We start from the raw sequence: 22,818 nt of genomic DNA on the forward strand, positions 1-22,818 counted from the left end.
CGTGTGCGGCCTCCGTGCGCAAGGGAGTTCGCATCACCATGGACGCCATCCTCCGCGCCGAGGGCGTGGACCTCTTCTACGGAACGCATCAAGCCGTCAGCGGCGCGGACTTCGCCTTGCAAGCCGGGGAGGTGGCTGCCGTCATGGGCAGCAGTGGCTCGGGGAAGTCCTCGCTGCTCTACTGCCTCGCCGGGGTACTGCCCTCGACTCACGGCACCGTCTCCTTCGACGGAACAGCGTTCTCGACGCTCAGCGACGACGAGTTGAGCACACTGCGACGCGAGCGCTTCGGTTTCGTCTTCCAGTACGGAGAGCTCCTGCCCGAGCTGACGGTCGAGGAGAACGCCGCCCTCCCCCTGCGCCTCGCCGGACAGCGCAAGGCACCGGCCCACGCTGCGGCCGGCGAGGTGCTCGGGCGGCTGGGCATGACCGACCTGCTGCAGCGCAGGACGTCGCAGCTATCCGGCGGACAGAGCCAGCGCGTCGCGGTCGCGCGGGCGCTCGTGCACCGCCCCACCGTGGTGTTCGCCGACGAGCCGACCGGTGCCCTCGACAGCGCCAACGCCTCCGCTGTACTAGAGGAGTTCCTGCGGCTCGCCCGAGACCAGGGCACCGCCGTCGTCATCGTCACGCACGACGAGACAGTGGCAGAGCACGCCGATACCCGGTACACGATGACCGACGGTGTCCTGAGGATGCGAGGGGTGGCTGCATGAACCCCTTCCTTCTCGGAATGCGTCTGCTCTGGGGCGCCGGACGGGGAGGCCGAGTCCGCTTCCTGCTGATGACGTTCGGCTGTTCCCTGGGCGTGGCCTGCCTGGCCGCCGTCCTCACCATCCCCACCATTCTCGCCGCCCACGACGCCCGGTCAGCCGCCCGCGAACCGGAGAACCGGGTGGAGTCGAAGCAGGGGTGGTCGACCGCCGACACCGTCGCGCTCACCCACAAGGACGCGTATGGCTCCCAGCCGCTGCTCCGTACATTCGTAGCTCTTCCGAAGTCCGGTACCCCGCCGGTCCCACCCGGGATCGACCGGCTGCCCGGCGCCGGAGAAGTGATCGTCTCGCCACGGCTTCGGGAGGTGCTGGAGGCAGAGCCTGGCATCGCCGGACTCCTGCCCGGAAAAGTGACCGGCACGATCAGCCCGGAGGGCCTGGCCGGGCCCGACGATCTGTACGCCTATATCGGCAGCACCCACGCCCAGATCCCCAACGGCGACAGGGTGGACTACTTCGGCTCCCGATACGCCGACTCCCAGGTCGTCGAGGAATCCACTCTCGACATCCTTCGCTTCACCCTCGGCTGCGTAGTGCTGCTGCCCCTCGCTGTGTTCCTCTCCGTCTGCGCCAGGCTCTCCGCCGAGTCCCGGGCGCGCCGGCTCGCCGCACTCCGGCTCGTAGGACTGAGCGTCAAAGACACCCTGCGGGTCAACGCCGGGGAGACCGTGGCAGCCGCATTCCTGGGGGCAGTACTCGGCGTCGCCGGCTATTTCCTCTTCAACGAGTTCATGGCCGGGATCGGACTGCCCGGCCTCCATTGGTACCCAGCCGACGGGCGCCCGACGGCGTCCACGCTCGCCGTTTGCCTGGTGGCCTGCCCGGCCCTGGCATGGTTCGTCGGGCGCCACCACGCAAGGGAGGCCGCACTCAGCCCGCTCAACATCCGCCGGACCGGCCAGCGCAAGCCGCCCAAAAAGTACGGAACGCTGCTCCTCCTGCCAGGGTTGGGTGTCATCGGCGCGTACTGCGCCCTCAGCATCATGGGCCGGGATCCGTCGGGAGGCTCCGCGAATACCGTGCTCGTCCCTGCTGCCGTGCTGTTGACAGGAGCCGGACTCGTCTTCGGTCTGGCCCCGATCACGTCCTGGCTCGCGCGCCGACTCGCCGGATCCGTACGATCGCTCCCGCTGGCTCTCGCGATGCGCCGAACTGAAGTCGAACCGGGCAGCTCGCTGCGGGTGGTCACAGGGCTCGTCCTGCTCGTCTACGCCACGTCCCTCACCCAGGGCGTGCTCATCGAACTCAGCCAGGTCAGCCGCAACACCTCTCCCGTACAGGAGTACAGCCTCCGCCTCACCGAACTGTCGCCTCAGCAACAAGAGAAGCTGACCCGACTGGAGGGAGTGCGAGCCCACGCCATCGGCGCGTCTTCCTGGGTCCGTCTCGACGACGACTTCTACGATCGCTCGATCTCCGCAGCCGTCGGTACGTGTGCGCAACTCGCCGCCTTCGCCCAATCGACACGGGGCTGCGTCGACGGCAAGGTCCTCCGGCTGGTAGATCCGAACCAGCTGCTGAACGAGGAAGCTCAGCCGGGTCGCACCTTCCCGTTTCTCATGAGCAACGGGAAGAAGGTCACCGTCGCGGTGCCCCGGAATTCGGTCACCGTGGACAACTTCCCCCTGACCTCGATCGCGACCGCCGACCTACTCATTCCGCCCTCGCTCCTGCCCGGCGGCACTCTGCCGGAGAAGGGACGGCTCGTCCTCACCAGCAGGTCCGACCCGCGAACCGTCCGCACAACCCTCGACGGCATCGGCACCATCGCCCCCACCGCCGAGGTCGAGCCCGTCGGCATCAACATCGACGCTCTGAGCCAACTCACCGTCATCCGCAGTCTCCTCGCCGCCGGCATGGTCCTCGGGCTCGTCATCAGCGTCGCCGCCTTCGTCGTCTCCATCGCCGACCGCGCCATGGAGCGGCGCAGCCAGGTCACCGCCCTCGCGCTGCTCGGGGCGCGGGCCGGGACGTTGCGGGCCGCGCAGTGTGTGCAGGTGTTGCTGCCGCTCGCGATCGGGCTCGGGGCGGCCGTCGTCACCGGGTGGCTCGCCGAGTCGAGTTATCTGATCACCGGGGGTGGCGCGGTGCACTGGGACTGGAGTGGGCTGCCGTTGCTGTTCGCCTGCTGTCTCGGGGTGCTGCTCGCCGCCGGGGCGGCCTCGTTGCCGCTCGTGCGGCGGCACGTCGACCCGGAGCACATCCGGCGGGACTGACCGTACGCACCGCCTCCGGGTGCGCCGGCCTCAGGCCGCCAGGGCGTGTTCCGTGCGGCGGGTGATGCGGCCCGTCAGAGCGAGGGTCGCGGCCGCCGACAGGATGCCGGCGGCCAGGGCCGTCCACCAGAGCGGGGCGGGGCCCAGGCCGGTGTAGACCGTGACGCCCAGCGTCAGTGCGCCGAAGCGGGCGACGCCCCACGCCCAGCTGAAAGCGCCCTGGTAACGGCCCCGGGCGTGGGCCGGGGCGAGGTTGGCGATGATCGCGGCGGCGATGCCCGCGACGCAGACCTCGCCCAGGGACCAGACGACCACCGAGACCGTGTAGCCCACGACCCCGTCCGCGAGGCCGGTCAGGGCCACCCCGGCGGCGATCAGCACACTGCCCGCGCACTGGACCGGGAGCTGCGGCAGCCGGGTCAGCCGGGCCGTCGCGAAGGGCTGGAGCACGACCACCAGGATCGCGTTGACCGCCGCCATCGCGCCGTACACCGCCGGGGAAAGACCGCTGTCGTGGATGGCGAGCGGCAGGGCGACCTCGGTGAGGGAGTAGACGAAGAGCTGGATGCCGAACAGGGGCAGAAGCGCGAGCGCCAGCCGGTCGCGGAAGACGACTCCGTAGCCGATGCCGTCCTTCCCGCGCCCGGCGTCCGTCTCCGACTCCGTCTCCGATTCCGACTCCGACTCCGACTTCCCGGCCATCGCCGACGCCGACGCCGACGCCGTCCGCGCGCGCGGCGATTCGGTCAGCCGGGTCACGACCACAGCCGCGTAGATCAGCATCGAGCCGGCGTCGACCACGAAGAGCAGCCAGTACCCGTGCGCCGCGAGGAAGCCGCCGAGCACTCCCGCCACCGCCGTACCGATGTTGACGCCCCAGCCGAACAGCGCGTACGCCCGCTGCCTGCGCGCCGCGTCCACCGTGTCCGCCATCAGCGCGTACGCGGCAGGGGACACCATCATGCCCGCCGCGCTGATCAGCAGGGCCGCGGCCGCCATCGTCCACACGCCCGGTGCCATGAAGAGCGCCCCCTGCGCCGCGGCCGCCCCGAGGAGTCCGATCAGCATGGTCGGGCGGCGGCCGATGCGGTCGGCCATGAGGCCGCCGAGCGCCGGGCCGAGGAGATGGCCCGCGCCCAGGGCGCCGAGGACGTACGAAACCTCCGGTCCCGTGATGCCGCGCGCGGCCAGGAAGAACACCAGGAAGGGCGTGACCATGTAGCCGAGGCGGTTGACGACCGTGCCGGCGAAGAGGGTCCAGACGGTGGGCGGGAGTCCGCGGAAGGTCGAGAGCATGCGAGGAGAGTGCGGCCCCGCCACCCCGACGATCCATTGATTAAGCTCAGACCGAATCCATCAGCTCCATCAGCGGTACGGGGAGGGCGACGGCGCATGGAATCGGGGCTCAGCTTCTCGGCGGCGGACCTGGCACAGACCCGGTTCGCGGTCTCCCCCATGTGGGAGGTCGTCACCAGTTTCCGGCTCCTCCGCGACGACACCGAGCCACCGCCGCACCGGCGCTGGGCGGCGCAGGTGCGACCCCGGCTGGCGCAGGCCGGCCTCGACGGCGGCTGGCTGGCCGCGCTGATTCCCGCCCGTGGCTACCTCGCCGACTTCCTCAACCCGACCCCCGCCACCCCCTTCCCCACCCTCGCGGCCGAACTCGATGCGATCCGCCGGACCCCGCCCGCGCAGGTACGCGACGACCTCGCCATGCTGGGCGCCGAGCACCCCACCGACCACCGGCCCTCCCCTCGGCTCAGGCTCCTCCATGAAGCCCCTGAGGCAGCCCTGGAGAAGGTGGCCGCCGAGATCGAGAGCTACTGGGAACTCGCCCTCGCCCCCTACTGGGCCCGCATCCGCCGACTCCTCGAAGCCGATGTCTTCCACCGCGCCCGGATGGTCGCCGAGCACGGCTCGGCGCGCGTCCTGGGCGAACTCCACGAGACCGTGCGATGGGACGACGGCACCCTGCGCCTGGTCCGCCGCCACTGTGCGCTGACCCGGGACGAGACGGGCTCGGGGCTGCTGCTGATCCCCTCCGTGTTCGCCTGGCCCCGCGTGATGACCCGCGCGGTGGCGCCCGACCCACCCCAACTCGCCTATCCCGCCCGTGGGATCGGCAACCTCTGGGAGCCGCGCGCCGCCACCGCCACCGACGCGGTCGCCGCCGTCCTCGGCCGCTCCCGCACCCTGCTCCTGAGCGAGCTCGACAGCCCGGCCTCCACCACCCAACTCGCCCGGCACTCCGGCCTGTCCACCGCCGGGACCTCCCAGCACCTGACCGCCCTGCGCGACGCCGGCCTCGTGACCGCGCACCGCAGCGGCCGCTCCGTCCTCTACGCCCGCACCGCCGTGGCGGACGCCCTGCTCGCACCCTCGGGAGAGACCGTATGACCTGGTCGGAGCGGGTGGTGGTACGGGACGGGGTACGGCTGTCCTGCCGGGACTGGCGCGGAAACGGGAGCGGAGGCGGGGCCGGACCCCGGCACGGGCACGGGGGCGGGGCCGGACACCGGCGCGGAGGCGGGGCCGGGGACGGGAACCGGCGCGGAGGCGGGGCCGGGGACGGAAGTGGCGATGAGTCCGGCCCTGCCGTCGTCCTCCTCCACGGGCTCGCCGGGCACGCCGGCGAGTGGGATCCCCTCGCCGCGCGACTGCAGGCCGACGGACACCGGGTCGTGGCCGTCGACCAGCGCGGGCACGGCGCGAGCGAGCGGCGCCCCGAGGACACCTCCCGAGCCGCCTACGTCGCCGACACGCTCGCCGTACTCGATCAACTAGACGTGGCACAGCCCCTGTTGGTCGGTCAGTCGCTCGGCGGGCACACGGCCATGCTCACCGCCGCCGCGCACCCCGGCCGCCTGCTCGGCCTGGTGCTCGTCGAGGCGGGCCCCGGCGGCCCCAACCCGGGCGTCACCGAGGAGATCGGCGGGTGGCTGGCGTCGTGGCCGGTGCCGTTCCCGACACGGGACGCGGCCGTGCGGTTCCTCGGCGGCGGACCTGTCGGCGAGGGCTGGGCGGACGGCTTGGAACGGCGGGAGCGCGACGGCGGCGGCTGGTGGCCGCGGTTCGACCCCGACGTGATGGTGCGCTCCCTAGCGGAGAACGCGACCCGCGCCTTCTGGTCCGAGTGGGAGGCCGTCGACTGCCCGACGCTCGCGGTCGTCGCCCAGAACGGCATCATCGAGCCTGCCCAGTTCGACGGGATGGTCCGGCGGCGGCCCGGCCTCCGGGCGGCGAGCGTGCCTGGTACGGGCCACGACCTGCATCTGGAGCGGCCCGACGCGCTCCACCACGTCCTCACGGATTTCCTCGGGGAGCTCCGCACTTGCCATGGAGTCCACTCCAACTCCTAGAGTGCGCGGCCAGGAGGTTCTACATGCGCTATCGCGTACTCGGCGGGACCGGCATCGAAGTGAGCACGTACTGCCTCGGCACCATGATGTTCGGTGCCGTCGGCAACCCGGATCACGACGATTCCGTACGGGTCATCCATGCCGCGCTCGACCGCGGCATCAATTTCGTCGACACCGCCGACATGTACTCGGCCGGTGAGTCGGAGGTGATCGTCGGCAAGGCGCTGAGCGACCCCCGGCGGCGGGACGCGGTCGTCCTCGCCACCAAGGTCCATTTCCCGATGGGCGAGGGCCCCAACCGCGGCGGGAACTCCCGGCTTTGGATCACCCGGGCCGTCGAGGACAGCCTGAAGCGGCTCGGCACCGAGTGGATCGACCTCTACCAGGTCCACCGGCCCGACCACCGTACGGACATCGAGGAGACGCTCGCGGTCCTCGGCGACCTCGTCACCCAGGGCAAGATCCGGGCGTTCGGCTGCTCCACCTTCCCCGCCGAGGAGATCGTCGAGGCGCACGCCGTCGCCGAGCGGCGCGGGCTGCGCCGCTTCCGTACCGAGCAGCCGCCGTACTCGCTCCTCGCACGGGGCGTGGAGGCCTCGGTGCTGCCGGTGGCGCAGCGGTACGGGATGGGGGTGATGACCTGGAGTCCGCTCGCGTCCGGGTTCCTCACCGGCCGCTACCGCAAGGGGCAGCCGATCGACCTGACCAGTGGGCGGCCCGCGCTGACCCCGCACCGCTTCGACCCGACGATCCCCGGCAACGCCGCCAAGCTGGACGCGGTGGAGCAGTTGGTCGCCCTGGCCGAGGAGATCGGCTGCTCGCTGCCCGAGCTGGCGCTCGCCTTCGCCGCCGCCCACCCGGCCGTGACGTCCGTGATCATCGGTCCGCGGACGAGGGACCAGCTGGAGGGGCTGTTGAAGGGTGCGTCGCTCGTCCTCGACGACGACGTCCTCGACCGCATCGACGAGATCGTCCCGCCCGGGACGAACCTCTACCAGCCGGACGGCGCCTGGCGCCCGCCGTTCCTCACGGACGCGTCGCTGCGACGCCGCCCGGTGGGTGACCGCGCCGCCGAGTGAGGTCCATGCTGGACGGCATGGGTACGAGGACGGTCCACAGACGCCGGATCGACGCGGACGAACGCAGGGCCCGGCTGGCGGTACGGCACCGGTTGGCCGGGTCGGCGCGGGCGGCGACCGTGGAGGAGGTGGCGGACTCCCTGGTGGCCCTGCACGCGACCGACCCCGCGAGCGTGTTCCTGGCGGTGGGCGCACGGCTGAGGAGCGGCGACTCGGGGGCGGGTGCGCCGGGAGCGGGGCGGCCGGGGGCGGGTGCGCCGGGAACGGGTGCGCCGGGAGCGGGAGACGTGGACCCGGTCCGGGGTCTGGAGCGGGCGCTGTACGAGGACCGGACGCTGACCCGTATGCACGGCATGCGGCACACGATCTTCGTCTTCCCCACCGCCCTCGTCCCCGCCGTGCACGCCTCGACCACCCGCGACGTCGCCATCCGCGAACGCGCCTCGCTCCTCAGGCACCTGGCCGCCGGAAGCGCGTACGACGCCGCCTGGCTGGAGGAGACGGAGCGGCTGCTCCTCGCCGAACTGGCGGTACGGGGTGAGGCCACCGGCGCGGAACTCGGCGCGGCCATCCCCCGGTTGCGCGCGCAGTACCTCTACGGCGTCGGCACGCGCCAGGAGGGCCTCCAGCCGCTCTCCAGCCGTCTCCTGCGCGTCCTCGGCATGGAGGGCCGGATCGCGCGCGGGCGGCCGCAAGGGGCCTGGACCTCCAGTCGCTTCCGCTGGACCGTGACTCCGCCCCACCCGGACCCGAGCGACGCGGACGCGCACGCCGAACTCGTACGGCGGTGGCTGGCTGCCGCCGGACCGGCGACCGAGGCCGACCTGAAGTGGTGGACCGGGTGGAAGGTCACCGATGTCCGCAAGGCATTGGCGGCGATCGGCGCGGAGGCCGTGGAGCTGGCGGAGGGCATCGGTCACGTCCTGCCGGAGGACAACGAGCCCGTACCGGCGCCGGAGCCGTGGGCGGCGCTGCTGCCGGCCCTCGATCCGACGGCGATGGGCTGGCAGTACCGGGACTGGTACACCGATCCCGCCCACAAGGCGGCGCTGTACGACCGCAGCGGGAACATCGGGCCGACGGTGTGGTGGAACGGCCGGATCATCGGGGCCTGGGCGCAGCGCCCGGACGGGCAGATCGTCTGGAGGCTGCTGCCCGGCGCGGCCGGTTCCGCCGCCGGGGCCGGGGTCGGAGTCGAGGCCGGAGTAGGGGCCGGGGAAGAAGCCGCGATCGAGGCCGCGATCGAGGCGGAGGCGGCGCGGCTGGCCGCATGGGTGGGGGACATCCGGGTGACGCCCCGCTTCCGGACGCCACTGGAGCGGGAACTGGCGGGCGGGGGCCCGGCATGACGGAAACCCGGGGGACGGGCACCGGAGTGCAGAAGGCCCGAGTGGCGGAGATCCGAGTCACGGGGACCCGGGGGACGGAAGGCCTGATGACGGAAGGCCCGGTGGCGGAAAGCCCGGTGATGAAACCGGACCCGAGGTCACCGTCACCGTCACCGTCACCGTCACCGGACAGCAACGGACCGGCGGAGAACCCGGTCCTGCTGACCTCGGCGCAGCGCACGTCCACCACGCTCCTCCTCTCCGCGGCCGCCGCCCGCCGGGGCATCGAGGTGCGAGTCCTGGCCGGGACGCCCGAGCCGCTCGCCGCCGGCCGCTCCGTGCACTGGTACGGCGGTCCGCTGCTGGCCGACAAGGTCGCCGGGCCACTCGGGCTCGGTCTGCTCGAACCCGCCGACGCCTGGCTCGCCGAGCTCCCGCCGGAGTTCACCGGCCGCCGGATCGTCCTGACGACCCTGGGCGAGGCCCGGACGGCCCTGCGACGCCCCGCGTTCGTGAAGCCGCCGGGCGACAAGTCCTTCCCTCCTGGGGTGTACGCCGACGGCGGGAGACTGCCCGGCCCGCTGCCCCCGGAGACCCCGGTTCTCGTCTCCGACGTGGTGGACTTCGCCGCCGAGTACCGGCTGTTCGCCCTCGACGGCCGGATCGTCACGGCGAGCCGGTACGCCGTGTACGGGCGGCTCGACACTGGCCCCCTCACGGCCGCCGCCCGCCGCTTCGGCGAGGGCCTTCTCGGCGCGGTCGGCGACTCGCTGCCGAGCGCTGTGGCCGTCGACGTCGGTCTGCTCCGGGACCCGGACACCGGCCGGGAGCGGTGGGCCGTGGTCGAGGCGAACATGCCGTGGTTCGCGCACAGTTACGCGGCCGATCCGGACGGCGTCCTCACCGTTGTCCGGCGCGCGACGGGCCCACGGGCGCTTGTCGCGGAACGGGACCGGCGCTTCCTGCGGCCCACGTGACACCGTCGCCATCAGCGTGGCCATCGCCGTCGCCGTCGCCGTCGCCGTCGGCACCCCGTAGCCCATAGTCCTGAAGCCCCTACTCCTCCCGTTCCAAGCCCTCCACGCCGAGCTCAGCGAGGCCGCCGAGCACCAGGTCCACACCGCCCGCGAGCTGGAGCGCGGGCGGGCTGATGTGGAAGACGTCCAGCAGCCAGGGGGAGGTGATGCCCGTGACCAGCCCAACGAAGACGGCTGCTCCGGACGAGACGAGGGCGATCACGTGGAGCTGGCGGGTGGGGTGGATCTGTGCGAGGCCCGCGAAGGCCAGAAGCACCTTCGGCGGGCCGACGACCGAGAAGAAGGTGATGAAGGCGGCGGAGAAGCTGAAGGCGTTGACCCCGGAATCATGGTTCTCCCGGGTGGAATGACCGATGAATCCGGATCCGTTCCCGCGAGGTGTCGAGAATCGGCGCCCCGCTCCGACGTCCCCTGTGAAGAGCACGACCGCACGGAGGAACAGGAGCACGTCATGAAGTACCTCGTCATGGTGCAGGGCACCCAGGCCGACTACGACGCCATGAACGGCAAGCCCTCCGCCCACAGCCCCGCCTGGAGCCAGGAGGAGATGCAGGCCATGTTCGCCTTCATGGGGGCCATCAACGACGACCTCGCCGAGTCCGGTGAGCTGGTCGACGCGCAGGGACTCGTCGAGCCCGCCCGGACCCGGTTCGTGTCCGCCGGCAAGGACGGCCGGCCGGTGATCACGGACGGGCCGTACGGGGAGACGAAGGAACTCCTCGCCGGGTTCTGGGTGCTGGACTGCGAGAGCCTGGAGAGGGTCACCGAGATCGCGGCGCGCGTGGCGCAGTGCCCCCAGCCGGCCGGGGCGCCGGAGTACCCGGTGGTGATCCGGCCGATCGACGAGCGCGGCGGCGGCGACTTCTGACCGTGGCAGCGAAAGGTGACCTCTGACCGTGGAGGCGAACCGCATCGAGGACCAGGTGGAAAACCGCATCGAGGACCTGCTGCGCCGGCACGCGCCGCAGGTCCTCGGCGCGCTCGTGCGCCGGTACGGGCATTTCGACGCCGCCGAGGACGCCGTGCAGGAGGCTCTGCTCGCCGCCGCCCGGCAGTGGCCGGAGAGCGGGACGCCCGCCAATCCCCGCGGCTGGCTGATCCGGGTGGCCGCGCGGCGGCTGACCGATCAGCTGCGGGCGGAGGAGGCGCGCGCCCGGCGGGAGGAGACCGCCGCGCGCCTGGAGCCGCGGGAGACCCGGGCCGCCCCGTCCGAGGACGACACCCTCACCCTCCTCTTCCTCTGCTGCGATCCGGTGCTCGCGCCCGCCGCGCAGATCGCGCTGACGCTGCGCGCGGTCGGCGGTCTGACCACGGCCGAGATCGCCCGGGCCCATCTCGTACCAGAGGCGACGATCGCGCAGCGGATCAGCCGGGCGAAGCAGAAGCTGAAGGACCGCCACTTCCACCAGCCCGGGCCGGGCGACCGGGACGCCCGGCTCGCCACCGTGCTCCAGGTCCTCTACCTGATCTTCAACGAGGGGTACACCGCCACATCCGGCCCCGCCCTCCACCGCGCCGACCTGGCGGAGGAGGCGATCCGGCTGACCCGGGCGGTGCGCCGACTTCTGCCCCGAGAAGGGGCGGTGACCGGGCTGCTGGCCCTGATGCTGCTCACGGAGGCCCGCAGCGCCGCCCGTACCGGGCCGCACGGCGAGCTGGTCCCGCTCGACGAACAGGACCGCACGCTGTGGGACTCGGCCGCGATCGCCGAGGGCACCGCCCTGGTCGAGGAGGCCCTGAGGGAGGGCCCGGCCGGTCCGTACCAGCTCCAGGCGGCCATCTCGGCCCTCCACGACGAGGCCCCGCGCGCCGAGGACACGGACTGGCCGCAGATCCTGGCCCTCTACGACCTCCTGGTGGCGGACGCCCCCGACCCGATGGCCGAACTCGGCCGCGCGGTCGCCGTCGCCATGGTCCACGGCCCCGAGTCCGGCCTCGCCGAGCTCGCCGCCCTGGAACCCCGCCTCCCCGGCCACCACCGCCTCGAAGCGGTCCGCGCGCACCTCCTGGAGCGGACCGGCGCCATCGAGGCCGCCCGCGCCGCGTACCGCACGGCGGCCCGCCTCACCCTCAGTGTTCCGGAACGCCACTACCTGCAGATGAAGGCCGCGCGTCTCCCTCAGTGAACGTGCGGGCCGCCCGTCATGCGAGGCTTCCCGCGGGGTACGAGGGCGGGGGCGGCCAGTGCCGCTGCTGCGGCCGTGGCCGCGCAGAGGGTGAAGGCGGCCGTGAAGCCGGTGGTCGTCGTGCCCTGGATGCTCGTCGCCGCGGTCGTGGAGACCAGCGCGACGCCGATCGAGCCGCCCACCTCGTGGAAGGTGTTGACGATGCCCGAGGCGAGGCCGGCCTCGTGGTGGTCGATCATGCCGAGGGCGGTGGTGGTGGCGGTGACGAAGACCGCGCCGAGGCCGAGGGAGGCGACGGAGAGGGCCGGCATCAGCGTGGTCCAGGGGTGGGAGCCGGGGGTGACGAGCGCCAGGGGGAGGCAGCCGAGTGCGGCGATCGCCATGCCGCCGGTCGCGCAGGCGCGGGGGCCGAGGGAGCCGACCAGGCGGGAGCCGAGGTGGGCGCCGACAGCGGTGGTGACGGCGACCGGCAGGAAGACGAGACCGGTCGTGAAGGCGCTGAAGCCACCGAGGTGCTGGAGCTGGACCGAGCCGAGGAAGAAGAAGGAGATCAGCAGCGCGGTCGCGACCAGCATCAGGAACGAGCCCGCGAGGACCGGGCGCCGGGTGAACATCCGCAGGTCCATGAGCGGGGCCCGGCTCGCCCGTTCGACGGCGGCGAAGATCCCGTACAGGAGGAGCGAGCCGAGCAGGGGCAGCAGCGTGGAGGCGGATGTCCAGCCGGTGTCGCCCGCCTGGACCAGTCCGTAGATGAGGGAGCCGGTGGCGGCGGTGACGAGGAACGCGCCCGGCGCGTCGAGCCCGCGGGCGGGCCGCGGAGCATCGGCCGGCCGCGGGGTGCGGGCCGGGACGACCAGCGGGAGGGCGACGAGCAGGGCGAGGCCGACCGGGACGTTGACGTAGAAGACCCACGGCCAGCCCGGTCCGTCGGTCAGCACGCCGCCGAGCAGGACGCCGACCGCCGAACCGGTGCCGCCGATGGCGGCCCAGACACCGAGGGCCTTGGCCCGTTCGGCTCCGTGGAAAGAGGTCGTGACCAGGGAGAGTGCGGCCGGCGAGAGCAGCGCGGCGCCGACGCCCTGGGCGATGCGGCCGCCGATCAGCATCGGGGCGTTCGCCGCCAGGCCGGAGAGCAGGGACGCGGCGGTGAAGAGGGCGAGCCCGGCGAGGAGGGTGCGGCGGGCACCGAAGGCGTCCGCGAGCCGCCCGCCGAGCAGCATCAGACCGCCGAAGCAGAGGGTGTACGCGGTGACCACCCAGGTCAGCGAGGTGCGGGCGAGGTCCAGGTCGGCGGCCATCCGCGGCAGCGCGACGTTCACGACGGTGACGTCGAGGATCAGCATGAACTGGGCCACGCAGATCAGCGCGAGCGCGGTCCAACGCCGGGAACGGGCCGGCGGATCGGCGGGTGGATGGGCCGGCGAATGGGCCGGTGGATGGGCTGGCGAATGGGCCGGGGTGTCACCAGGGGTGTGGGCCGGGGTGTCACCAGCGGTGTGGGCCGGCGTGCGGTCGGCGGAGTGGGCATGGCTGTGGGCGTGAGCATCCGGAGAAGCCGTCATGACTGAACTGTACGGTTCAGTTCAGATGAACTCAAGAGTTCAGTTGTTGGTAGGGTCGGCCCATGAGCGCAGAGACGCCGAAACCTGCCCCCAGCGGCCCCCGCGCCGCCCGTAAGCGCCAGGCCATCGTGCGGGCGGCCCGCGCCCTCTTCCTGCGCGAGGGATTCGGGGTCGGCATGGACGCCATCGCCACCGAGGCCGGCGTCTCCAAGGTCACCGTCTACAACCACTTCGGCAGCAAGGAAGCGCTCTTCACCGCCGTCGTCGCGGGCGCGCTCGACGAGCCCCTGGCCGAAGGCGAGCACGAGAACGGCCCCGATCTCGCCCGCCTCGCCGATGCCGTGGACCTGCGCGCCGCCTTCGTCGAGGCCGCCCGCGCATGGGTCCGGGCCGTCCGCGAGAACGACGAGGTCCGCGCGCTGCGCGCCCTCGTCGCCGCCGAACTCCACCGCTTCCCCGAGCTCGGCCGCGCCTGGCGCGATCACGGGCCCGCGGGCCACCACCCCGCCGTCGCCGACGCGCTGCGCGCGCTTGCGGACCGTGGCCGCCTGGAGATCCCCGACCTGGAGGTCGCGATCATCCAGCTGTACGCCCTGCTGATCTACCCCCAGATGGTCTTCAGCCACTACGGCACCGAGCTGAGCGACGACCTGACGGAGCGCCTGATCACCGACGGGGTGGACATGTTCCTCGGCAGGTACGGGAGGGACGACCGACCGGCCCCGCAAGGCCTGCGAGACCTGGGAGACCTGGGAGACCTGGGAGAAACCCCTTAGCCACGGCTCGGGCGCTCCAACCCCCCGCCCGTCCCCGCGCGTCAGTCGACCGCGAGGCCCTTCAGGCGCTTGGCGATCCTGGTCAGTCGCTCGCCCTGGTAGCGGGCGGCCTGGAGCACGTTCTCCTCCGGGGCGCCGTTCGCGCCGGGGTGGGCGGTGCCGTAGGGGTTGCCGCCGGCCGCGTAGACGGCCGGGTCGGTGAAGCCGGGCGAGACGATGACCGAGCCCCAGTGGTGGAACGAGTTGTAGAGCGCGAGCAGCGTCGACTCGTTGCCGCCGTGCACGTTGTGGGCGCTGGTGAAGGCGGTGGCCGGCTTGTCGGCCATGACGCCCCGCTGCCACAGCCCGCCCGTGGTGTCGATGAACTGCTTCAGCTGCGCGGCGACGTTGCCGAACCGGGTGGGCGAACCGAGGGCGTAGGCGTCCGCCCACTCCAGATCCTCGAGGGTGGCGATCTCGATGTCTCCGGTGGCGTCCACATGGGCGCGCCAGGCGGGATTGGCGTCGATGGCCGCGTCGGGGGCGAGCTCGGGCACGCGGCGCAGGCGGACCTCGGCGCCGGACTTCTCGGCGCCTTCCGCAACGGCCTTGGCGAGCTCGTGGACGTTCCCGGTGGACGAGTAGTAGACGACGGCGACCTTGACGGACATGACGAGCTCCTCTTGACCCTTGAAACCTGAGCCTCGGTTCAACCGGATTAGTTTCCGCTTCAGTGGTTCGAGGCTAACCGGATAGTGATCCGGTTAGCAAGAGGAAGCCCTGGGGAAGCGGATAGCGCTCCGTTATGCTCGTGTCACGGACGGACCGAGGGGGCAGGCGACGAAGGGCAGGCGGACGAGATGAGCACGAGAAAGCGCCCGGCGGGCGGGGCGCGGTCCCAGCCTCCGGAGCCGACCCCGGCCCGGATCCCGGACGCCGTACAGGGCCCCGAGCAGGACCCGACGCGAGACCAGGACCCGACGCGGGACCAGACCCCCGGCGCCGTACAGGGCCCCCATCCGGACGCGCCCGCTCCCACGCCCCCTTTCTCCCGGCCGCTACCCCTGGCCTCCGGCCCCGAGCTCGCCCTCCTGCCCACCGCCGGCCTTCCCACCGCCGGTCGACCGGCAGCCGAGCGGGCCGACGCCGCGCGCAACCGGCGCAAGATCCTCGACGCGGCCGCGCGCATCGTCGCCGAGGTGGGGCCCGGCGCCGTCACCATGAACCAGGTCGCCCACGCCAGCGGAATCGGCGTCGGCACCGTCTACCGCCGCTTCGGCGATGTCGCCCAGCTCCTGTGGGCGCTCCTCGACGACCGGGAACGACAGTTCCAGGAGTCGTACATGGGCGGCCCTCCCCCGCTCGGCCCCGGAGCGCCGGCCGACGAACGGCTGCACGCCTTTCTCGACGCCCTCGTCGACCGGGTCATCGAACAGCGCGAACTGCTCCTCGCCGCCCAGGCCGCCGCGCCCAGCGCCCGCTACACGAGCGGTGCGTACCTCGCGATGCACACCCACGTGGCGCTGCTGATCGCGCGGCTCCGGCCCGAGGCGAACAGCGCGCTGCTGGCGCATCTCCTGCTCGCGCCGTTCTCGCCGAGCCTGATGCACCACCTGTCCGTGGAGCGGAACCTTTCCGCTGACGAGCTCAAGGCGGGTCTCAACGCGCTGCTGAACCTGGGGGGATGAGCGCCGCGAGTCCGCCCAGAACGTGGCGAGACCGAAGGCACAGGCGGGTCCGGGCTGCGGAGGCCCTGGTACGCCACCGCCGGCACCTCCCCGACCCGCGAGGCCTACGCGTTCACCGCCGTCGCGGGCGCCGGCGCCCCGCGCACCTGCCGTCATCCCGGCCAGGTTCATCGCGCGTGCTGCCTCAACAGGTCGAGTACGGAGGCGAGTACCGGATCGTTCTCCGAACCCGTACGGACCGCCGCGAACACGCTGCGCGCCGGAGGCCGGCCCGTCACCGGGCGGACGGCCACGCCCGGCCGTCCCAGCGGCTGCACGAGGCGAGGCACAAGCGCCACGCCGAGGCCCGCCTCCACCAGGGCCGCCAGCGCCTGCCAGTCGTCGACCGCGTGGCGGATCTCGGGGGTGAAGCCGCCCGCCGCGCAGACCGAGCGCGTCACCGCCCCGCAGCAGGTCGAGGCGTCGCCGACGATCCACGGATCGACGGCCAGTTCACGCAGCGGGACGCGCTCCCGGTCCGCCAGCCGGTGGCCGGCCGGCAGGGCCACGTCCAGGACGTCCGTCAGCAGGTCGTAGCGCGTGTACCGGCGGTCGGTGTGCGGCGGCGCGGCCGCGAAGTCGACCGCGACCGCGAGGTCGATCTCGCCGGCGTCGAGCCGGGTGAAGAGATCGGGCGGCTGCGACTCGACGACCGCGATCCCGATCTCGGGCCGGGTGCCCGCCAGTTCGGCGAGGGCCGGGGCGAGCAGCCCCGACACCCCGCTCGAGAACGCCCCGATCGTCACCGCTCCGCGCCGCCCCTCCTCCCACGCGGCGAGATCGGCGCGGGCCCGTTCCAGCTGGGCCGCGATCAGGTCGGCGTGCTGAAGGACGAGCCGGGCCTGGCCGGTCAGCCGTACCCCCCTCCCCTGGCGCTCGATGAGCGGAACGCCCAGCTCGCGCGAGAGCGCGGCGAGCTGCTGGGAGACGGCCGAGGGCGTGAGGTGGAGGGCCTCGGCGGTACGGGCGAGACTGCCGCGCCGGTCGAGTTCGCGCAGCGCGCCCAGCCTGCGCAGATCGATCGTGAAGGTTCCGCTTACCGGTTCCATGCAGAGACATTAACTGGACCTGGCGTACCTCCAGTCACGACGATCAGAGCATGACGACCGCACCGCAGACGACCGCACCGCAGACGACCGCACCGCAGACGACCGCGCCCAAGACCTTCCTCATCCTCCACGGCTTCCAGAACCACCGGCCCGAGGGCCACTGGCAGCACTGGCTCGCCGGTCGGCTGCGGGAGCGCGGCCACCAGGTCCGCTACCCGCAGCTCCCCGAGCCGGACGCCCCGGTCCTCGCGGGGTGGCTGGACGCGCTCCGGACCCACCTCCACCGGCCCGGGAACGGGGAGTTCGTCGTGGTCGCCCACAGCCTGTCCGTCCTGCTCTGGCTGCACGCGGCCTCCCGTACCCCCGACGACCTCCCCGTCGACCGGGTCCTCCTCGTCGCCCCGCCGTCCCCCGCCGTCACCGCCTCCTTCCGGGAGATCGCCGGCTTCGCCGAGGGGCTCGACCTCGACGCCGTACGGCTCAAGGCGCCCGTCCGGCTCGTGTACGGCGGCGGCGACCCGTACTGCCCCGAGGGCGCGGCCGTCCACTACGGCGACCCGCTCTCCCTCGACCGCGACCTCGTCCTGCCCGGCGGTCACCTCGACATGCACGCCGGGTACGGGGAGTGGCCCTCGGTCCTGGAGTGGTGCGAGAACCCTTCGGTGCGGCTGCGCGCCCGGTAGGGTCGGCCGGATGTTTCCGGAGATCGAACCGTACGACCAAGGCCTCCTCGACGTCGGTGACGGCAATCTCGTCCACTGGCGGACCAGCGGCGATCCGGACGGCAAGCCCGCCCTCGTCGTCCACGGCGGCCCGGGATCCGGCTCGTCCCGGTCCGCCCGCCGGCTCTTCGACCCCGAGCGGTACCGGATCGTCCAGTTCGACCAGCGCGGCTGCGGCCGGTCGCTCCCGCACGCGAGCGACCCGGCCACCGACATGTCCGTGAACACCACCGCACACCTGGTCGCCGACATGGAGCGGCTGCGCGAGCACCTCGGGGTCGAGCGCTGGCTGCTGTACGGCGGCTCCTGGGGCTCCACGCTGATCCTGGCGTACGCCCAGGCCCACCCCGCGCGTGTCTCCGAGATCGTGATCGCGGCCGTGACCACGACCCGTCGCTCGGAGACGGCCTGGCTGTACGAGGGCGTGGGCCGGTTCTTCCCCGAGGCCCACGAGCGCTTCCGCGCGGGCGTGGACGGCGCCGCCGCCGCGCCGGGCCTCGACCTGGTCGCCGCCTACGCCCGCCGGATGGAGGACCCGGACCCCGCTGTACGGGAGAAGGCGGCGGCCGACTGGTGTGCCTGGGAGGACGCGGTCCTGTCGATGGAGGGGATGGGCACCCCGTACACCGACCGGGTCGACGCCACCCGCCTGGCCTTCGTCCGGATCTGCGCCCACTACTTCGCGCACGGCGCCTGGCTGGAGGAGGGCGCCCTGATCCGCGACGCGCACCGGCTCGCGGGGATCCCGGGCGTCCTGATCCACGGCCGGCTCGACATGGGCGGTCCGCTCACCACCGCCTGGGAGCTCGCCCGCGCCTGGCCGGACGCCGACCTCTCGGTCGTGGAGAACGCGGGCCATCTGGGGGGCGACGACACCCGCGACCGGGTCCTGGCGGCGCTGGAGCGCTTCGCACCCCGGTGAGACGGCTCCCCGCCCTCCCTCCCAGCGGCCCGGGCGGCCCGAGGGGCCCGAGCGGCCCGAGCAGCCCGAGGGGCCCAAGCCGCCCGAGCAGCCCGAGCGGCCCGGGCGGCGGCGCGGGCGGTCGCGCGGGATGATCGAGGCATGAGCACCGAGATCCATCTCGCCCAGCAGCCCGAGGCCGACGAACTCCTCGGGCGGTCCCCGCTCGCCGCGCTCGTCGGCATGCTGCTCGACCAGCAGGTGCCCATGGAGTGGGCGTTCTCGGGGCCGTACACGATCGCCCGGCGCCTCGGCGGCGACGACCTCGACGCCGGCATGATCGCCGCGCACGACCCCGAGGCCTTCGCCGCGCTCCTCTCCGACAAGCCCGCCGTCCACCGCTACCCCGGCTCCATGGCCAAGCGGATCCAGCAGCTGTGCCAGTTCCTCGTGGACGAGTACGGCGGTGACGCCGAGGCCGTGTGGTCGGACGCCACGACCGGCAAGCAACTCCTCGAACGGTTGCTCGATCTGCCTGGTTTCGGCAAGCAGAAGGCACAGATCTTCCTCGCCCTGCTCGGCAAGCAGTACGGCGTACGTCCCGAGGGCTGGCGCGAGGCCGCGGGCGCCTACGGAGAGACCGGCTCGTACCGTTCGGCCGCCGACATCACGGGACCGGAGTCACTGGCGAAGGTCCGCGCCTTCAAGCAGGAGGCCAAGCGCGCCGCAAAGGCGGCCAAATCCGCTGAAAAATGACCGCTCCGGATGTCAATCCTGCTCCATGTGACAGGAATCGCGGCCGATCTGTTCACAGAACACACCAGAGATCGCTAACTTCCCCTCAACCTCGTTCGCACCGGGAAGGACCTCTGTGAACGCATCCCATCGCAGAGCCGCGGCCACTCTGGCCGCAGCCGCACTCGCGACCCCGCTCCTGCTGGCCGCCGCTTCCCCCGCCACCGCCACTCCGGACCCGGCGGCCGCACCGGCCAGGGACGCCGCGAAGCTGGCGAAGAAGCTGATCCGTGAGACGTCCGCCGAGGGCGCCTACAAGCACCTGCAGAAGTTCCAGGCGATAGCCGACTCCGCCGGCGGCCACCGCGCGGCCGGCTCGCTCGGGCACGACGCCTCGGCGGCGTACGTGTACCAGCAGCTCAAGAAGGCCGGCTACAACGTCTCGTACGAGAAGTTCGACTTCATCTACACCGAGACCTTGGCCGAGAAGGTCTCGGTCCTCTCGCCCGCCCCCCGCGCGGTCGAGATCAAGGCGATGACCTACACCAAGTCGACGCCGGTCGGCGGTATCAAGGCCGATCTGGCCGCCGTCCCGGTCGACGCCGACGGCACCTCCGGCTGTGAGCCAGGGGACTTCGCCTCCGGCACCTTCACCGGCAAGGTGGCGCTGATCAAGCGCGGCGGCTGCGCCTTCGCCGTCAAGCAGGAGAACGCCGCCGCGGCGGGCGCCGCGGGCGCGATCATCTACAACAACGCCGAGGGCGTGCTCTCGGGCACTCTGGGCGAGCCGGCGGCCGGCAAGATCCCGACCGGCGGCATCACCCTGGCGGAGGGCGAGAAGCTCGCCGCCGACCTCGCCAAGGGCCCGGTCAGCCTCTCCTTCGAGATCCGTCAGCTCCAGGAGAAGCGCACCACCAACAACGTCATCGCGGAGACGAAGGGCGGCAACGCCGCCAACACCGTGATGCTCGGCGCGCACCTCGACTCGGTGACCGCCGGCCCCGGCATCAACGACAACGGCTCCGGCTCCGCCGGTCTGCTCCAAACCGCCCTGGAGCTCGCCGAGTCGAAGGCGAAGGTCCGCAACAAGGTCCGCTTCGCCTGGTGGTCGGCCGAGGAGAACGGCCTGCTCGGCTCCGAGCACTACGTCGCGAACATGAGCGAGCTGGACAAGAAGGAAGTCAAGCTCTACCTCAACTTCGACATGATCGCCTCGCCCAACTACGGCCTGTTCGTCTACGACGGCGACAACTCCGACGGCGTCGGCGCGGGTCCGGGCCCGGCGGGCTCCGCCCAGCTGGAGCGCGACATCAACGCCTTCCTCGACCAGCAGGGCAAGCCGCACGAGGGCACCGACTTCACGGGCCGCTCGGACTACGGCCCGTTCATCGAGGTCGGCATCCCCTCCGGCGGCACGTTCACCGGCGCCGAGGGCATCAAGACCGCGGCGCAGGCGGCGAAGTTCGGCGGAACGGCGGGTGTCGCGTACGACGTGAACTACCACGCGGCCGGCGATGACCTGTCGAACATCAACATGACGGCCTTCGACGTCAACATCGACGTCATCGCCAACGCCGTGGGCACGTACGCCCACGACATCAGCTCCCTGAAGAAGCCGGTCGTCTCCGTTCCGACGGACGGCGACGCGGGCAGCGGCGGCGGGCTCCACGAGGGCCACGACCACGAGGTCACGGAGTAAACAGCAGGAGTGAGTAGGTAGGAGTACGTCACGTGCGGGGCGGGGGATTCCCCCCGCCCCGCCGCTACTGCTCGCGCCCACAGCCCACCGCTCGCCGCTACCGCTTGCGGCGGGCCGTCCCGAAGAGCGACCGGCTGATCTCCCGGCCCAGCTGCGTACCGATCGACCGCGCGAGGGACTTGAAGACCCCGCTTCCCACCACCTGCTCGGCGAGCGACGGCTCCTCGCGCGACGCGGCCTCCCGCGTCTTACGCCCCTCCCGCGTCTCCCGCGTCTCCGGTGCCTTCGGTGTCTCCGGTGTCTCCGGCGTCTCCTCCGCACGCGCCTCCGCGGCCGCCGCCTCCTCCGCGCGCACCTCCGCCGCCCGCTGCTCCGCCGTCAGCCTCTCGTACGCCGACTCGCGGTCCACCGCCTCCGCATACCGCCCGTACAGCGGCGACCCCTTCACCGCCGCGTCCAGCGCCGCCGCCTCGACCGGCCCCATCAGCGACTCCGGCGCCCGCAGCCGTGTCGCCGCCACCGGCGTCGGCGCGCCCGTCTCGCTCAGCACCGTGACGACCGCCTCGCCCGTCCCGAGGCCCGTCAGGACCTCCTCCAGGTCGTACGGCGAGTTCGGGAACGTCCGTACCGTCGCCTTCAGCGCCTTCGCATCGTCCGGCGTGAACGCCCGCAGCGCGTGCTGCACCCGGTTGCCCAGCTGCGCCAGCACGTCCCCCGGCACGTCCTTCGGCGTCTGGGTCACGAAGAAGACCCCGACCCCCTTCGAGCGGATCAGCCGTACCGTCTGCGTGATCGCGTCCAGGAACGCCTTCGACGCCCCGTCGAACAGCAGGTGCGCCTCGTCGAAGAAGAAGACCAGCTTCGGCTTCTCCAGGTCCCCGGCCTCCGGCAGGTCGTGGAAGAGGTCCGCCAGCATCCACATCAGGAACGTCGAGAAGAGCTGCGGCTTGTCCTGCACTGACGGCAGCTCCAGTACGGAGACCACCCCGCGCCCGTCCGCCGCCGTCCGCAGGAACTCGGCCGTGTCGAACTCCGGCTCCCCGAAGAACCCGGCCGCGCCCTGCTGCTCGAAGGCCGTCAGCGCCCGCAGGATCACCCCGGCCGTCACCGTCGACAGCCCGCCGATCCCCTTCAGCTCGGGCTTTCCGGCGTCGGAGACCAGGAAGGCCACCACCGCCCGCAGATCCTTCAGGTCCACCAGCTCCAGGCCCTTCTGATCCGCGTAGTGGAAGATCAGGCCGAGCGACTGCTCCTGCGTCCGGTTGAGCTGGAGGATCTTCGACAGGAGCACGGGGCCGAAGCTGGTGACCGTGGCCCGCACCGGAATGCCGGAACCGGTGCCGCCGAGCCCGTAGAACTCGCAGGGAAAGCCCTTGGGGGCCCACTCCTGTCCCACCTGCCCGGCCCGTTCCCCGACCCGCTCGCTCTCCCGGCCCGGCGCCGAGATCCCGGAGAGGTCCCCCTTCATGTCGGCGAGGAAGACCGGCACTCCGTTCGCCGACAGCTGTTCGGCGAGAAGCTGGAGGGTCTTCGTCTTGCCCGTACCGGTGGCGCCGGCGACGAGCCCGTGGCGGTTGAGCATGGCCAGCGGGATACGGATCCGCGCGTCCGGGTGACAGACGCCGCCCCAGAGCAGCGCCCCCAGTTCGAGTGCCGCGCCGGTGAACTCGTACCCCGCCGCGATCTCGGTGGCCACAGGCTCTTCGCTCACGCTCATGAGAGGCCCCTAATTCCGGGTTTACGGCGA

21 protein-coding genes are annotated in these 22,818 nt (G+C 72.3%); 15 read left to right on the forward strand and 6 right to left on the reverse strand.

The features are described from left to right. Window positions 1-38: 38 nt before the first annotated feature. Together J7E93_RS13465 and J7E93_RS13470 are read left to right on the forward strand one after the other, a co-directional pair. Complete coding sequence (locus tag J7E93_RS13465) at window positions 39-716, forward strand: ABC transporter ATP-binding protein (RefSeq protein ID WP_215068868.1); 678 nt, start codon at window positions 39-41, stop codon at window positions 714-716. Further along, complete coding sequence (locus tag J7E93_RS13470; protein ID WP_215068870.1) at window positions 713-2,992, forward strand: FtsX-like permease family protein; 2,280 nt, start codon at window positions 713-715, stop codon at window positions 2,990-2,992. Before J7E93_RS13465 ends, J7E93_RS13470 begins: the two co-directional genes overlap by 4 nt. A 30-nt stretch (window positions 2,993-3,022) precedes the next feature. Here J7E93_RS13470 and J7E93_RS13475 read toward each other — a convergent pair whose 3' ends face one another. After that, complete coding sequence (locus J7E93_RS13475) at window positions 3,023-4,288, reverse strand: MFS transporter (protein ID WP_215068872.1); 1,266 nt, start codon at window positions 4,286-4,288, stop codon at window positions 3,023-3,025. Window positions 4,289-4,384: 96 nt separating this feature from the next. Here J7E93_RS13475 and J7E93_RS13480 point away from each other — a divergent pair, with 96 nt between their 5' ends. The 5 genes from J7E93_RS13480 to J7E93_RS13500 all read left to right on the forward strand — a co-directional run bounded on the left by J7E93_RS13480 (window position 4,385) and on the right by J7E93_RS13500 (window position 9,735). After that, complete coding sequence (locus tag J7E93_RS13480) at window positions 4,385-5,389, forward strand: DUF5937 family protein (protein WP_215068874.1); 1,005 nt, start codon at window positions 4,385-4,387, stop codon at window positions 5,387-5,389. Next, window positions 5,386-6,351 (forward strand): alpha/beta fold hydrolase, encoded by a 966-nt coding sequence (locus J7E93_RS13485; RefSeq protein WP_215068876.1) that lies wholly within the window; start codon window positions 5,386-5,388, stop codon window positions 6,349-6,351. The genes J7E93_RS13480 and J7E93_RS13485 overlap by 4 nt, the downstream gene beginning before the upstream one ends. A 23-nt stretch (window positions 6,352-6,374) precedes the next feature. Then, window positions 6,375-7,430, forward strand: a complete 1,056-nt coding sequence (locus tag J7E93_RS13490) for an aldo/keto reductase (RefSeq protein WP_215068878.1) — start codon at window positions 6,375-6,377, stop codon at window positions 7,428-7,430. Between the two features lie 17 nt (window positions 7,431-7,447). Then, window positions 7,448-8,779 (forward strand): winged helix DNA-binding domain-containing protein, encoded by a 1,332-nt coding sequence (locus J7E93_RS13495; protein WP_251066482.1) that lies wholly within the window; start codon window positions 7,448-7,450, stop codon window positions 8,777-8,779. 86 nt (window positions 8,780-8,865) lie between these two features. Then, the gene (locus tag J7E93_RS13500) at window positions 8,866-9,735 is read left to right on the forward strand and encodes an ATP-grasp domain-containing protein (protein ID WP_251066483.1); all 870 of its coding nucleotides are present in this window, start codon (window positions 8,866-8,868) and stop codon (window positions 9,733-9,735) included. Between the two features lie 79 nt (window positions 9,736-9,814). Here the strand turns inward: J7E93_RS13500 and J7E93_RS37055 are convergent, their stop codons facing one another. Continuing rightward, window positions 9,815-10,243, reverse strand: a complete 429-nt coding sequence (locus J7E93_RS37055; RefSeq protein ID WP_251066484.1) for a MarC family protein — start codon at window positions 10,241-10,243, stop codon at window positions 9,815-9,817. Window positions 10,244-10,246: 3 nt separating this feature from the next. Here J7E93_RS37055 and J7E93_RS13510 point away from each other — a divergent pair, with 3 nt between their 5' ends. Together J7E93_RS13510 and J7E93_RS13515 are read left to right on the forward strand one after the other, a co-directional pair. Continuing rightward, entirely contained in the window at window positions 10,247-10,663 is a 417-nt protein-coding gene (locus tag J7E93_RS13510; RefSeq protein WP_215068882.1) for a YciI family protein, read from the forward strand. A 28-nt stretch (window positions 10,664-10,691) separates the two neighbouring features. Further along, window positions 10,692-11,921 (forward strand): RNA polymerase sigma factor, encoded by a 1,230-nt coding sequence (locus tag J7E93_RS13515; RefSeq protein WP_374105381.1) that lies wholly within the window; start codon window positions 10,692-10,694, stop codon window positions 11,919-11,921. Here J7E93_RS13515 and J7E93_RS13520 read toward each other — a convergent pair. Next, complete coding sequence (locus J7E93_RS13520) at window positions 11,915-13,483, reverse strand: MFS transporter (protein ID WP_215068884.1); 1,569 nt, start codon at window positions 13,481-13,483, stop codon at window positions 11,915-11,917. The genes J7E93_RS13515 and J7E93_RS13520 overlap by 7 nt on opposite strands. 62 nt (window positions 13,484-13,545) lie before the next feature. Here J7E93_RS13520 and J7E93_RS13525 point away from each other — a divergent pair, with 62 nt between their 5' ends. After that, window positions 13,546-14,259, forward strand: coding sequence for a TetR/AcrR family transcriptional regulator (locus J7E93_RS13525; protein WP_215068886.1), 714 nt, complete (start codon window positions 13,546-13,548; stop codon window positions 14,257-14,259). Window positions 14,260-14,300: 41 nt separating this feature from the next. On the opposite strand, the gene wrbA is transcribed toward J7E93_RS13525, so the two are convergent. Next, window positions 14,301-14,909, reverse strand: coding sequence for an NAD(P)H:quinone oxidoreductase (gene wrbA / locus J7E93_RS13530; RefSeq protein ID WP_215068888.1), 609 nt, complete (start codon window positions 14,907-14,909; stop codon window positions 14,301-14,303). Window positions 14,910-15,098: 189 nt separating this feature from the next. Between wrbA and J7E93_RS13535 the strand changes: the two genes are divergently transcribed. Next, entirely contained in the window at window positions 15,099-15,926 is an 828-nt protein-coding gene (locus J7E93_RS13535; protein WP_308368516.1) for a TetR family transcriptional regulator, read from the forward strand. A gap of 167 nt (window positions 15,927-16,093) precedes the next feature. Here the strand turns inward: J7E93_RS13535 and J7E93_RS13540 are convergent, their stop codons facing one another. Then, entirely contained in the window at window positions 16,094-17,014 is a 921-nt protein-coding gene (locus J7E93_RS13540) for a LysR family transcriptional regulator (RefSeq protein WP_215068890.1), read from the reverse strand. Window positions 17,015-17,064: 50 nt separating this feature from the next. Here J7E93_RS13540 and J7E93_RS13545 point away from each other — a divergent pair, with 50 nt between their 5' ends. The 4 genes from J7E93_RS13545 to J7E93_RS13560 all read left to right on the forward strand — a co-directional run bounded on the left by J7E93_RS13545 (window position 17,065) and on the right by J7E93_RS13560 (window position 21,071). Next, window positions 17,065-17,697, forward strand: a complete 633-nt coding sequence (locus tag J7E93_RS13545) for an alpha/beta hydrolase (RefSeq protein WP_215068892.1) — start codon at window positions 17,065-17,067, stop codon at window positions 17,695-17,697. A 10-nt stretch (window positions 17,698-17,707) separates the two neighbouring features. After that, window positions 17,708-18,658 carry a prolyl aminopeptidase gene (gene pip / locus J7E93_RS13550; protein ID WP_215068894.1) on the forward strand — a complete coding sequence of 317 codons (951 nt, stop codon included), beginning with the start codon at window positions 17,708-17,710 and terminating at the stop codon, window positions 18,656-18,658. A 141-nt stretch (window positions 18,659-18,799) separates the two neighbouring features. Beyond that, window positions 18,800-19,393, forward strand: coding sequence for an HhH-GPD-type base excision DNA repair protein (locus tag J7E93_RS13555; RefSeq protein ID WP_215068896.1), 594 nt, complete (start codon window positions 18,800-18,802; stop codon window positions 19,391-19,393). Window positions 19,394-19,508: 115 nt separating this feature from the next. Further along, window positions 19,509-21,071, forward strand: a complete 1,563-nt coding sequence (locus J7E93_RS13560) for a M28 family metallopeptidase (protein ID WP_215068899.1) — start codon at window positions 19,509-19,511, stop codon at window positions 21,069-21,071. A 97-nt stretch (window positions 21,072-21,168) separates the two neighbouring features. Here the strand turns inward: J7E93_RS13560 and J7E93_RS13565 are convergent, their stop codons facing one another. Next, window positions 21,169-22,788 (reverse strand): helicase HerA-like domain-containing protein, encoded by a 1,620-nt coding sequence (locus tag J7E93_RS13565; RefSeq protein WP_215068901.1) that lies wholly within the window; start codon window positions 22,786-22,788, stop codon window positions 21,169-21,171. Window positions 22,789-22,818 lie beyond the last annotated feature (30 nt).

It is taken from the genome of Streptomyces sp. ISL-36 (assembly GCF_018614205.1).
Taxonomy (GTDB): Bacteria; Actinomycetota; Actinomycetes; order Streptomycetales; family Streptomycetaceae; genus Streptomyces.